At 41.8% G+C, this 12,419-nt stretch carries 11 protein-coding genes; 9 read left to right on the top strand and 2 right to left on the bottom strand.

What is annotated here, in order from left to right; genetic code table 11:
* On the top strand, positions 1–855 hold an 855-nt coding region (locus tag PSU78_RS08900), incomplete at its 5' end, for a bifunctional diguanylate cyclase/phosphodiesterase (RefSeq protein ID WP_300387173.1).
* A gap of 177 nt (positions 856–1,032) precedes the next feature.
* Complete coding sequence (locus PSU78_RS08905; protein WP_300387175.1) at positions 1,033–2,838, top strand: GGDEF domain-containing protein; 1,806 nt, start codon at positions 1,033–1,035, stop codon at positions 2,836–2,838.
* Positions 2,839–2,876: 38 nt separating this feature from the next.
* On the opposite strand, the gene queG is transcribed toward PSU78_RS08905, so the two are convergent.
* Complete coding sequence (gene queG / locus PSU78_RS08910) at positions 2,877–3,986, bottom strand: tRNA epoxyqueuosine(34) reductase QueG (RefSeq protein ID WP_300387177.1); 1,110 nt, start codon at positions 3,984–3,986, stop codon at positions 2,877–2,879.
* Here queG and tsaE point away from each other — a divergent pair.
* Entirely contained in the window at positions 3,985–4,482 is a 498-nt protein-coding gene (gene tsaE / locus PSU78_RS08915; protein WP_300387179.1) for a tRNA (adenosine(37)-N6)-threonylcarbamoyltransferase complex ATPase subunit type 1 TsaE, read from the top strand. The two genes, queG and tsaE, sit on opposite strands and share 2 nt — an antisense overlap.
* Positions 4,483–4,491: 9 nt before the next feature.
* Positions 4,492–6,066: an N-acetylmuramoyl-L-alanine amidase gene (locus PSU78_RS08920; protein WP_300387182.1), complete on the top strand. Its 1,575-nt coding sequence runs from the start codon at positions 4,492–4,494 to the stop codon at positions 6,064–6,066.
* Positions 6,067–6,123: 57 nt separating this feature from the next.
* Here the strand turns inward: PSU78_RS08920 and PSU78_RS08925 are convergent, their stop codons facing one another.
* The gene (locus PSU78_RS08925) at positions 6,124–7,632 is read right to left on the bottom strand and encodes a helicase-related protein (protein WP_300387184.1); all 1,509 of its coding nucleotides are present in this window, start codon (positions 7,630–7,632) and stop codon (positions 6,124–6,126) included.
* Positions 7,633–7,805: 173 nt separating this feature from the next.
* Here PSU78_RS08925 and PSU78_RS08930 point away from each other — a divergent pair, with 173 nt between their 5' ends.
* The 5 genes from PSU78_RS08930 (at position 7,806) to miaA (ending at position 12,132) form a co-directional block, all read left to right on the top strand.
* Positions 7,806–8,486 carry a methyl-accepting chemotaxis protein gene (locus PSU78_RS08930; RefSeq protein ID WP_300387186.1) on the top strand — a complete coding sequence of 227 codons (681 nt, stop codon included), beginning with the start codon at positions 7,806–7,808 and terminating at the stop codon, positions 8,484–8,486.
* Between the two features lie 204 nt (positions 8,487–8,690).
* Entirely contained in the window at positions 8,691–10,574 is a 1,884-nt protein-coding gene (gene mutL / locus PSU78_RS08935; RefSeq protein ID WP_300387188.1) for a DNA mismatch repair endonuclease MutL, read from the top strand.
* A gap of 97 nt (positions 10,575–10,671) precedes the next feature.
* Complete coding sequence (locus PSU78_RS08940) at positions 10,672–10,914, top strand: type II toxin-antitoxin system Phd/YefM family antitoxin (protein WP_300387190.1); 243 nt, start codon at positions 10,672–10,674, stop codon at positions 10,912–10,914.
* A gap of 5 nt (positions 10,915–10,919) precedes the next feature.
* Positions 10,920–11,186 carry a Txe/YoeB family addiction module toxin gene (locus tag PSU78_RS08945; protein ID WP_300387192.1) on the top strand — a complete coding sequence of 89 codons (267 nt, stop codon included), beginning with the start codon at positions 10,920–10,922 and terminating at the stop codon, positions 11,184–11,186.
* The gene (gene miaA, locus PSU78_RS08950) at positions 11,179–12,132 is read left to right on the top strand and encodes a tRNA (adenosine(37)-N6)-dimethylallyltransferase MiaA (RefSeq protein ID WP_300387194.1); all 954 of its coding nucleotides are present in this window, start codon (positions 11,179–11,181) and stop codon (positions 12,130–12,132) included. The genes PSU78_RS08945 and miaA overlap by 8 nt, the downstream gene beginning before the upstream one ends.
* Positions 12,133–12,419: the final 287 nt, after the last annotated feature.

Raw genomic sequence — 12,419 nt, forward strand, 5'->3', positions numbered from 1 at the left:
GCCACACATAGTCTCAGTTTGCAAAATTATGGTGGATTTTTAGAGATGCCCTTATGTTTCTTTGACCCTAATATGCAAGAAGCGATTAACCTGCGCGCTGCACTAGAAGTAGATTTACGTAAGGCCTTAGATAACAAGCAGTTCGAGCTTTATTATCAAGTTCAGGTAGACCTATTAGGCAAGGCGTTGGGGGCGGAAGCTCTAATTCGCTGGATTCATCCCGAGCGTGGCTTAGTTTCACCTTTAGAGTTTATTCCATTAGCGGAAGAAACAGGTTTGATTTTACCAATAGGACAGTGGGTATTGGAAACTGCCTGCGCCCAGCTTAAAACATGGCAAGCAACAGCGCATACACAAGGCCTCACACTCTCTATTAATGTGAGTGCAAAGCAGTTCTACCAAAGCACATTTGCAAAGCAAGTTCAGGCTGCAGTGAAACACAGCGGCATTAACCCAATGCAACTTAAATTAGAGTTAACAGAAAGCATTATGCTAGAAAATATTGAAGCGACCATTACTAAAATGGTAGAGCTAAAAAATATTGGCGTTAACTTCTCATTAGATGACTTCGGCACTGGTTATTCTTCTCTGCAATATCTCAAATTACTCCCGCTTTATCAATTGAAGATAGATCGGTCATTCGTGAGAGAGATTGCTGTTGATACTAGTGATCAAGCCATTGTGCGTACGGTGATAGCCATGGCAGAAACCTTAAACTTAGGCGTGATTGCCGAGGGCGTGGAGACCGAAGAGCAGCGTGTACTCTTAAGGAATTGCGGTTGTAATGTCTACCAAGGCTTTCTATTCGGCAGACCCGTGCCAATTGCTCAATTCAATCTAGCTTTAAAAACCTAGATTTTAAATCCACTAGTGTTAAATTCTTAAGCGCTAAACTCACTAATTTTCATCATAGCTTTGTAATGACCCCGTAATAATTCAAGCATAGTGTTTTGAGCTACCGTTAGTGTGTGTAGTGATTCAATATTTTTTGATTGCATCATGCATTAACCATCTGAAATGCTCGGGAAAAACATGCAATTACTTAGATTATTTGAGACCAAATCACCTGAAATTAACCATAGTAAAATTTTACATGACATTATTGATCGTCAAACGTTAGCCAGTGTATTTCAGCCAATCATCAACATTCAAAGTGGCGTTATACTTGGGCATGAAGGACTAATAAGAGGTCCAGAGCAAACGGATTTATATTCTCCGCAGAATTTATTTAAATTTGCTAAAGTTGAAAATAGGGTATGTGACTTGGAGTTAGCGAGCCTTAAAGTTGGATTAGAGACTTTTGCAAAGCACGCATGTTCAAATAAAATATTTGTAAATGTTAGCCCTGAATGTTTACAGGAGTTTGGTCATAACAAACTTATTTCGGTTGACTATATCGAGAGTCTGGGTCTAAACCCTAAGAATATCGTGCTTGAGCTCACTGAAAGTTCTCCGACCTTTGATTATTCAGAACTGTATAAGGTTATCGACAGTTATCGAAATATTGGTTTTCAAATTGCGCTTGATGACTTAGGTGAAGGTTATTCTACTTTAAGACTTTGGTCAGAGTTACGCCCAGAATTTGTAAAAATAGATAAGCACTTTATTCATTCAATTAACTCAGACCCTGTCAAACTGCAGTTTGTAAAATCCATCCAGCAAATAGCCGATAACTCTAGTACTAAAGTGATTGCTGAGGGCGTAGAAACCGAAGCTGAGTTTGTTATTCTGCGTGACTTGAATGTTGCATTTTGCCAAGGATACCTATTGGGGCACCCAATACCAGAGCCTATCCAACAAATAAGTGAAAATATTCAACATCTTTTTACACGCAAAACTATCAGTGTTTTCCCTAAAGCTTCTGGTACTGAGCGGCAGGGTAATATTTTAAAGTTATTAGAGAAAGCGCCTTTCGTTACTCCGACTAAAACTAATGATGAAGTGAATGTGATGTTTGAAAGTAACGAAAAGTTATTTTCTATTCCTGTTGTAGAAAATGGTATCCCAGTAGGTTTGATAAGCCGATTTAGTATGATTGATAGCTTTGTAAGACCATTCAGAAAAGAGCTGTATGGTAAGCATTCGTGTACGGAATTTATGGACACAAAACCTTTAATCGTTGACGGTAGTATTACCTATCACGAGTTGAGTGACCTCATTACTCAAATGGAGCCTCATCATTTAACCAATGGTTTTATCATTACTGAAAATGAAAAGTATATAGGCATCGGTAGTGGTCATGCATTGTTAAGAAAAATCACTGAAATGCAAATTAGTGCGGCTCGTTATGCGAATCCGCTGACATTATTGCCTGGTAATGTACCTATCAACGAACATATAGACCGTTTATTGGAAAAGAAAAATACTTTTTGGGCATGTTATTGTGATCTGGATAACTTTAAACCTTTTAATGATGCCTATGGCTTTCGGCAAGGTGACCTTGTGCTTCAGTTGGTTGGTGAAACATTAGCTAAGTCTGTTGACGTTAACTTAGATTTTGTTGGTCATATTGGCGGCGATGATTTTATTTTAATATGCCAAAGTACCAATTGGGAGGAGCGCTGTAATTTTGTACTTTCTCACTTGGAGGAGGTTATCCCCACTTTTTACAGTGAAGAAGATCGTAAAATCGGTGGAATTGAGATTGATGATAGGCAAGGCAAAAGCACGTTTTACCCATTCAGTACTTTATCCATTGGAGCGGTGAAAATTGTCCCAGAGGAATTTGCTAGTCATTATGAAGTTTCCGCAGCCATGACCGTTGCGAAGAAGGAAGCTAAAAGAATCAACGGCAATAGTATATTTTATGAACGTCGGTTTAGAGGTGACGAGCATTAACGCTTTTGTTTAAATCATTTTACCTAAATTATTTTGTTTTAAATATCCGTCGTTTCATCGCTAAGCTTGTGTTGCGCCAACGCCCAACCAATATGCTCACGTAATAAAGCAGATTCATCGTTCATGCGATTTTGCAGCGCTGCTACTATTTCAGGCGTAGTGCTTGCATTGCCTAAACCAACCGCGATATTGCGCAACCATTGCTCATAGCCGATTCGGTAAATTGCGCTACCTGCCATATATTGCTTAAATTGTGCCTCTGTCCAAGCAAAGCATTGCACTAGGCTCATATTATCTAAGCCATTTTTAATTGCAAAGTCTGGTTCACGAGTAATCTCAGCAAACTTGTTCCAAGGACAAAAAAGCTGGCAATCATCGCATCCATAAACACGGTTGCCAATGAGTGGTCTAAGTTCGACAGGAATGCTGGTTTTAAGCTCTATAGTCAGGTAAGAAATGCAGCGCCTAGCATCTACCTCATAAGGCGCCGTAATGGCTTTAGTCGGGCATACGTCTATGCAGCTGTTGCATGTGCCGCAGTGATTGGTTGCTGTCTCGTCGATAGGTAAAGGTAAATTAGTGTAGATTTCACCTAAAAAGAACCATGAGCCACGATTTTTATTGATAAGCAGCGTATGTTTGCCGCGCCAACCTAATCCTGCTTTTTCAGCCAAGGCAACTTCTAATACTGGCGCGCTATCAGTGAATGCGCGATAGCTGAAGTCAGCTATTTGATATTTTGTCATTTCGGACTGAATTTTTTCACAAAGTTTTTGTAGTTTGTTGCGCATCACCTTGTGATAGTCGCGCCCCATCGCATAGCGTGAGATAAAGGCTTTAGAATTGTCTTGCAATACAGATTCACTATCTACGGCATTAGGCGGCATATAGTCTAATCGAGCAGAAATTACTCGCATGGTATTCGGTACTAATTCTGCAGGGCGAGTGCGCTTCACCCCATGTTTTGCCATATAATCCATTTCACCATGAAAACCTTTAGCTATCCATGCCTCATGCTCAATCTCCGCTTCTTGCAAATTGGTGTCAGTAATGCCAATTTGATTAAAGCCCAGCACCAATCCCCATTGTTTAATGTCATTGGCAAGCTTGGTAAACTTAGATTGATTAAAATCGTTAAGGTCATTCATGGATAGCAATTTTACACTTGATTTAGCCGACGAAGCAGCAACCTTAGCTTTTGGTGCTGCCATCGCGAAAGCTATACAGCCAAACTTAACGATTTATTTACACGGTGATTTAGGTGCGGGAAAAACTACATTAGTACGCGGCTTGCTACATGCTTTGGGGCACATAGGCAAGGTTAAAAGTCCGACCTATACATTGGTTGAGTCCTATGAAGTTAAATATAAGGTAACTTCTAGCTTAATGTTGTATCATTTTGACTTATATCGATTTAATGATGAAGAAGAGTGGGAGTCTGCAGGGTTTAGAGACTACTTTAACGCCAATAGTGTCTGCGTGATTGAGTGGCCTGAAAAAGCACAAAATGTGCTGCCAATACCAGACCTTAATATTACTTTTTCTATAAAAAGTGTAGGTGAAAATTTAGGGCGTAGTGTTAATCTATCGGCACATTCAACACTAGGGCAACAATGCTTGCATACAATTTGCACTCAGAAATGATGATTTAACATGATGAACTTCAAGAAAATAAATAATGTATTTTGGTCATTTAAAAAGACCAACTATTTTGGCTTGATGCTGTTGGTCAGTTTTAATTTGACACCGCTTAGTTTTGTTACATCAGCGCAAGCTGCGAATATCGTTACTGCTGCACGTGTATGGCCAGCTCAGGACTATACGCGGATTACGCTAGAGTCTGCTCAACCGTTTGTTTATAAGATGTCCCTCATCCAAAATCCTGATCGCGTGGTGGTGGATATTGAAAATATTGATTTAAACCTAGTGGTTAAATCATTAACCGATAAAATTTTAGCGAGTGACCCGTATATTAAGCAAATTCGCATCGCTAAATTTCAACAAAACGTGGTGCGATTAGTCGTGGATTTAAAAACCGAAGCTAAACCTAACGCATTTACTTTAATGCCAACAGGCGATTATAAGTATCGCTTGGTACTTGATGTTCACCCACTTAAAGATCCACTGATGGCAATGATTGCTGAGCGAGATGCTGTGGCTAACTCAGCAAACACTAGTTCATCGAATGCTAGCTTAACAACACAAACTGAAACGCCTAATCAAGTAATTGTTACGCAAGAGTCAAGCAATAGCTCAAGTCAGCCAAATATCATTGTGGAGCCTTTGCCAGCCCAGGTTGAAGCTAGCGAAACTAATGCAACTAAAACAAGCAAGTCTGCTGAAGCCACTAAGACAGCTGAAGTCGGTAGGCCAGTTGAGCCACCTATAACAAAAGTAGAAGTAAAGGCGCCAGAGGTTAAGGCTTCCGAAGTGAAAAACCAAGAAGCTAAAAATCAAGAGGCTAGCCCAAATACTTCGCCAGAAATAATGCAAACTAAAGTCAAAAAAAGTGGCCGTCAAATCGTCATTGCGATTGATGCAGGTCACGGCGGCGAAGACCCAGGTGCGCGTGGCGCCAATGGTAGCCATGAAAAAGATGTTACTTTGATGATAGCTAAAAAACTCAAAGAAAAAATTGATGGCGAGCCTAATATGCGTGCAGTTTTAACTCGCGACAGTGACTTTTTTATTCCTTTGCATGGTCGTGTAGTAAAAGCGCGCAATATGCAGGCTGATTTATTTGTTTCTATTCATGCAGATGCATTTACTAATCAATCTGCAAGAGGCTCATCAGTATTTGCATTATCGGAGCGTGGTGCTACCAGCGCTGGCGCTCGATATTTAGCCAAAAAGGAGAATGAGTCCGATTTGATTGGTGGCGTGAGTCTAGATGATAAAGACCCTGTGTTGGCGAGAACCCTGCTTGATCTATCGCAAACCGCCACCATCAACGATAGCTTAAAGTTAGGTAAGGCAGTGCTTACACAAATTGGTGCAATCAATACCCTACATGCTAGCCGTGTGGAACAGGCGGCTTTTGCGGTGTTGAAATCACCCGATATTCCGTCAATTTTGGTTGAAACTGCTTTTATTAGCAATCCAGAGGAAGAGCGCAGGCTGAATGATCCGCAATATCAGGATAAATTGGTCACATCGATTTTGACGGGGATTAAAAAATACTTTTCTACAAATCCAGCACTAGCTAAAACCAAAGTGGCATCAGACTAAGTTATGATTTAGCTAAAACTAAACTTTCTAGAATTGAATTTACTACGTTATTGATTCTTAGCGTTTAGTTTTCAAAAAATCAATTTCTCTCGATGTGTCACCATAACCTGCTTGGATTAGCAGGGCTTTTTCTATATAGCCACTCACGCGCTGACGTAAGGCGCGAACATAATCTCCATCCACAAAAGTCTTAGCAAATTTAAAGCTTAGCCACGCGTACAAGCTTAAGTTATGGCTTAGTAGCTCTGCAGTTTCTAAGTGCTTAGGGCTGTCTGAATCTAACCAGTTGGGTGGGGCAGGTAAGTGGCGTACCTTAGAGTCAACCACGCTTTGCAAACAAAGTAAGTAATAGTCTTTCTCAAACGCAACATTGAGCGAAATCGGCGCGCAGACAAATGTAAATTTGTCTTTTAATGACATCGTTGGTGCATGCTTATCCACCAGAATAGCTTGCGCAATCTGCGTGTTAAGCGATGTTTGTACGAATAACTCTGAATCAATACGTGTTCTTTGTTGATGGTATGTGAGGACTTCGGCGATTTTTCTGGTGTGTAATTTCTGAGAAATTTCCCCAATTTGACCGAAACTAATATTCACGGGAAGCTTTGTTAAATCTGACGTGTCGTCTACATTAAGCATGTGCTCAATATGAATTAACTCATCATTCTCAAGCACGTTTACATAACCAGTATCATAAATGCCGAATCGCCCTGCACGCCCTGCAATCTGGCGTACTTCAGTTGAGTTAAGGTGGCGCGAAGCGATGCCATCAAACTTATGGATGTTGGAGAAAATAACCCGTCGAATCGGCAGATTCAAACCCATGCCGATGGCGTCCGTTGCAACTAAAATATCGGCTTTGCCAGTGCAAAATCGTTCGGATTCTGTACGTCGCACTTCAGGTGAAAGCGCTCCATAAATACTCGCGACGGTAAAGCCCCATTGCCGAAACCTTGCAGAAAAAGTCAGTACATCTTTGCGGCTAAACGCAATGATGGCATCACCTTTTTGCAGTTTTGGCTTGAGCTTTTGACGGCTGTAATGTTTGCCACAAATGCTTTCATCCTCTAATAGCAGTGGTGTTTTTCGGGTTAAATAAGTGATTTCATAGGTTTCATGCATTGCCTCAATGGTGGCAATGCATGGCGCTGTCACTGCGGTTGAGCCGCAGATAAACACCTGCTTCGCAGGTACGCCAACTAAGGCAGCTGTCCATGCGCTGCCTCTATCGGGATCTTGCAGCATCTGAATTTCATCGATAATTGCCACTTCTACAATATTAGATGGACTCATCATTTCAATAGTAGAGGCGGTATGTTGCGCACCAGCCATCAGTACTCGCTCTTCGCCAGTAATCAAGTTGCACGGCACGCCTGCTTCAACTAATCGGTCGCGAATTTCCATGGCGAGCAATCTTAAAGGCGCTAGATAAACGCCAGACTTTGCTTTTTCTAGGGCAATAAGTGCCTGATAAGTTTTCCCTGAGTTAGTTGGGCCTAAGTAAAAGTGGTGATGGCGTTTGAGCATGCGAGCGTGAGTAAAACTTTTTGCATAATGATGAGCCATTGAATATTTATAACAGAATGAATACAGGTGATGAATTTAGCGTAAACAGTCACAATTGCCAATTGAAAAATTGGTGATGGTTGGAATGAGTTTTGCTTATTAGTAATTAAAGTAAGTACTAAAGAAATATTTTTCAGATACAAATTTTTTGAGACGAAGGTTAGGGAGTTATTTTGAGTTTAGAAACACGACGCAATCAAAGTGCAGCAAGTTACGCAAATCATGAATTTGATATCACGAGTGAAACTTTTGGCCATTTAATTAATATTTCAGGGCGTCAACGCATGTTGTCTCAGCGCATTATTCTGAATATATTTCTTTCAACTCATGGTCATGAAAATGCGTTAAAAACAGCCCGTGATGATTTGAATTTATTTAGAGATAGCCATCATGCCTTGGTGATTGGAAATAGTGAAATGCCCGGCGTGTTCTTTGACAGCCTCAGGCTTGCTTACTATAGCGAGCTAGATGGGCACAAAAAGAACTTAGAATTCATTAATCTAGCTGAGCAGACTCTCAGTGCTTATGAGGCTAATTATCGCACTGCACAAGGCTTGCTGGATGAGTTGGGCTTACTCGCGATGCCTATTGTTAAGCTGCTAAATCAAATAACAATGGTGTATGAAAATGAATCTAAAGAGTTTGTTAAATTAGAGCAAAGAAAGCGCCGTTATTTAATGAACGATATTCAAAGCATCGCAAAGCAGGCCAAAATTGTGGCAGTGAATGCACAAATTTCAGCTGCGCGCGCTGGTGAAATTGGGCGTGAGTTTTCTGTTGTGGCCACTGAGCTGACGCATATAACTGAAAAAATTGACTCCTTAGTAAAAACGGCACTGCAGGATTTTAGCTAGCAGGAAAAATTAAAGAATAGAGTTTGTAATTATGCTTCTTTTCTACGCACCTCGTTATGGTGCATTATTCTTTTGAAAGACTGAATTAGACCTTTATTGGTGCGGAATCAGGCCTTTAAGTCCTCCATTTTTATTGCTCAGAATAGTTAAATTGAAATTATCAAAGCAAGGTAAAATATAGTGATTAAAAAATAACTATATTTTATGGCGCTAATTCACTTACTCCCAGATCAACTCATTAGCCAAATCGCCGCGGGCGAGGTGGTAGAGCGCCCTGCATCAGCACTTAAAGAACTGTTGGAAAACAGCTTGGATGCTGGCAGTACTGATATTTCCGTATCATTAGTGCAAGGCGGCGTTAAGCAATTGCGCGTGGCAGATAATGGCAACGGCATTGCGCAAGAAGACTTAACCATGGCGCTGACGCGGCATGCAACCAGTAAAATAGCTAGCTTGGATGACTTGGAAGCCGTTGCTAGCTTAGGTTTTCGTGGTGAAGCCTTGGCAAGTATTGCTTCTGTTTCACGTACACAAATCAGTAGTCGTGCACTTGATACTAAACACGCTTGGCGTATTGCTTCAAATGGTAGCGAGATTTCTCTCATCGAACCAGCCGCTTTAGATGCAGGTACGATTATTGAAGTTGATGATTTGTACTTCAACACACCAGCGCGCCGTAAGTTTTTAAAAACAGAAGGCACGGAGTTTGGTCATTGCGAAGCCGCATTTAATCGTGTGGTGCTGTCACGCCCAGATGTCGCGTTTATGCTGCAACACAATGGCAGGGCGCTTAGCCGCTATGCCGTAAGTGAGCCAACTAAGCGCTTTGGTGAAGTACTAGGCGCAGATTTCGCTGCTGAAACAATTGCTGTGGATGAATCCGCGGCTGGTTTGCGCTTATGGGGCGTAGTTGCCAAGCCAACGTTCAATCGCAATAAAAGTGACACGCAATATGTTTATGTGAATGGCCGTTATGTGCGAGATAAACTGATTTCACACGCTATTCGCCAAGCTTATCAGGATGTATTGCATCATGACCGCCATCCTGCTTTTGTGTTGTTTTTAGAGCTAGACCCTAACTTGGTAGATGTGAACGTGCATCCTGCAAAAACCGAGGTGCGATTTAGAGATGGGCAAGCGATTCACCGCTTTATTTTTCATTCGCTACACAAAGCGCTAGCTTCACCAACAGGCGTGTCAAATGCTAGCACAGCTAATCAAGCCGCTTTCAACCCATTTGGTGGTCAAAATGCTAGTTCACCAAGTTACTCAGCTAGCCCTTATCCGCAATATCAAGCGCAAATCAATCTAAGTGCGAATGAACCGAATAGTTTTTATCAAACCTTATTTGGTGCTAATAATGCACAAAACTATTCAAACAATTCATTCAATAACACTGCCCTGCAGACCAATAGGGATGGGCTTGCTGGCGGTGCTAGTTTTACAAATTATGTTAATGAAAATACGGATGTAAATAACTTTCCTCTTGGTTTTGCCGTTGCACAAATTCATGGTGTTTACGTGCTCGCGCAAAATGCAGAAGGCTTGGTTGTTGTGGATATGCACGCGGCGCATGAACGCATTATGTATGAGCAACTTAAAAATACGCTTGACGGTAAAGATGGGCATAACAAAACTGTAGCTATGCAACCTTTGTTGCTGCCTGTTAGTTTTAATGCCGATAGGCTAGAAGTTGCTACAGTGCAAGAAGCCTTGGCAAGTATCGATGGCAGCCTGCAACAATTAGGTTTCGATATTGCCATTTTATCTCCAACTACGCTAGCGGTACGCGCTGTACCCACCATGTTGCAAGATGCTGATGCAGTAACTTTAGCGCGTGATGTATTACGAGATTTACGCGAATACGGCGCCAGCAGAGCACTCACAGAGCGCCGTAACGAATTGTTAGGCACCATGGCTTGCCATGCCGCCGTACGCGCTAATCGTAGCCTGACGATACCTGAAATGAATGCTTTACTTCGTGATATGGAAGCAACGGAGCGTTCAGGACAATGCAATCACGGCCGCCCAACTTGGTTTCAAGTCAGCATGAGTGACTTGGATAAGATGTTTATGCGGGGCAAATAACTGTCTGCAAGTAATCTGATTGATGATAAATGCAATACGGTCTTGATTTAACGTACGTAATAACGTACCATCATTTCGACATATTAAGGAACTCACCATGCAAATATTATCCGCAAGTTCAGCCCGCACTAATTTATACCGCTTAATTGATGAGGCGGCAAGTTCACATCAGCCAGTAGTGATCACAGGCAAGCGCGCTAATGCTGTATTGGTTTCTCAGGAGGACTGGTCTGCCATTCAAGAGACTTTGTTTTTAGTGTCTATTCCCAATATGCGCGAGTCGATTCTAGAGGGTTTGAATACACCTGTAAGTGAGCTTAAACCGCAGTTAGATTGGTAAATTTAATGGCGTTATATCAACTGCTTTACACCAAAGCAGCGCAAAAAGATGCAAAAAATTTGAGTGCCGCAGGCCTTAAAGAGAAAGCGCTGTTGCTCTTAGAGCTTATTGCGGAAAATCCATTTCAAAATCCTCCGCCTTATGAAAAGCTTATAGGCGATTTAGCTGGTGCGTATTCTCGACGTATTAACATTCAGCATCGTTTGGTCTATCAAGTGTTCGTGGAAGAGAAAATCGTTAAAGTGCTTAGGCTCTGGACACATTATGAGTAAAGCTTTGCCTAAACTCCCCCCAGCCATTTTCTTAATGGGTCCAACCGCCAGCGGTAAAACTGGTGCGGCGGTTGACCTTATTTCCAAGCTTCCTGTTGAAATCATCAGCGTCGATTCTGCCTTGGTGTTTAAAGACATGAACATCGGTACGGCCAAGCCTGACGCGGCAACGCTGGCAAAAGCGCCACATCATTTAATCGATATTATTGAGCCTACTAGCGCGTATTCTGCGGCAAACTTCAGAACTGATGCTTTGCGTTTAATGGCGGATATTACTGCGCGTGGCAAGATTCCGTTATTGGTGGGCGGCACCATGTTGTACTTTAAAGCCTTGCAAGAGGGATTGAGTGGCTTGCCCGAGGCGAACCCAGAAGTTCGTGCACGGCTGGATAAGCGAGCTGCTTTTATTGGCTGGCCTGCCATGCATGAGAAGTTGGCTTTGATTGACCCAATCACCGCTGCGCGATTAGAACCTAACGACACGCAACGTATTCAGCGCGCTTTGGAAGTGTTCGAGCTCACGGGTGAAGCGATGTCTGCGCTTTATGCCAAGCAAACGAATGAAGTTTTGCCATATAAACTACTCAAAATTGCCTTAGTGCCTAGTGATCGCAAAGTGTTACACGAGCGCATTGCCATCAGGTTTGAGCAAATGCTTAAAGAAGGTTTTGTGGATGAAGTTAAACAGCTTATTGCAAAATATCCATCATTGACACCAGAGTCTACTTCAATGCGCTGTGTGGGTTATCGGCAAGCTTTAGAGCATCTTGCTGGTGAATTTGACCTTGCTGAATTGCGCGATAGAGGCATATTTGCTACACGCCAATTAGCGAAACGTCAGCTTACTTGGTTACGCGGCATGGATGACAATGTGGAGTTGGATTGTTTAAATCCACAGCTAAATGAATTGGTTTTTAATGAAATAAATCAGTTTATTAAGCGTTAAACTTAATAAACTGATTTAAGTTAAACCGAGATTATCCATTGGATAATTAATGCATCGAATAACATGCAGCTCCCTGTAGGAGCGACGTCTCGTCGCGAAACTATACTGCAAATCGCGACGAGGCGTCGCTCCTACATGCAATTTATCAAGTGCTTTAGCATTTAGATAATTGGAGTGGCCGTGGTGCAAAAACTGAAGCACTAATAAACAATCTCGATTTAATGAGATTTTATTTTGGGGCTGTCCTAGATAACTAGCCCATATGTTTCTTAACCCATTGTTTTATT

Source organism: Methylotenera sp., from assembly GCF_029945705.1.
Lineage (GTDB): Bacteria > Pseudomonadota > Gammaproteobacteria > Burkholderiales > Methylophilaceae > Methylotenera.

What these genes read in the sequence shown, in the direction of transcription:
- PSU78_RS08925 (WP_300387184.1), bottom strand. Translation starts at nt 7,632, where the DNA reads ATGGCTCATCATTATGCAAAAAGTTTTACTCACGCTCGCATGCTCAAA.
- PSU78_RS08945 (WP_300387192.1), top strand. Translation starts at nt 10,920, where the DNA reads ATGGCGTTATATCAACTGCTTTACACCAAAGCAGCGCAAAAAGATGCA.
- queG (WP_300387177.1), bottom strand. Translation starts at nt 3,986, where the DNA reads ATGAATGACCTTAACGATTTTAATCAATCTAAGTTTACCAAGCTTGCC.
- miaA (WP_300387194.1), top strand. Translation starts at nt 11,179, where the DNA reads ATGAGTAAAGCTTTGCCTAAACTCCCCCCAGCCATTTTCTTAATGGGT.
- PSU78_RS08940 (WP_300387190.1), top strand. Translation starts at nt 10,672, where the DNA reads ATGCAAATATTATCCGCAAGTTCAGCCCGCACTAATTTATACCGCTTA.
- tsaE (WP_300387179.1), top strand. Translation starts at nt 3,985, where the DNA reads ATGGATAGCAATTTTACACTTGATTTAGCCGACGAAGCAGCAACCTTA.
- mutL (WP_300387188.1), top strand. Translation starts at nt 8,691, where the DNA reads ATGGCGCTAATTCACTTACTCCCAGATCAACTCATTAGCCAAATCGCC.
- PSU78_RS08920 (WP_300387182.1), top strand. Translation starts at nt 4,492, where the DNA reads ATGATGAACTTCAAGAAAATAAATAATGTATTTTGGTCATTTAAAAAG.
- PSU78_RS08905 (WP_300387175.1), top strand. Translation starts at nt 1,033, where the DNA reads ATGCAATTACTTAGATTATTTGAGACCAAATCACCTGAAATTAACCAT.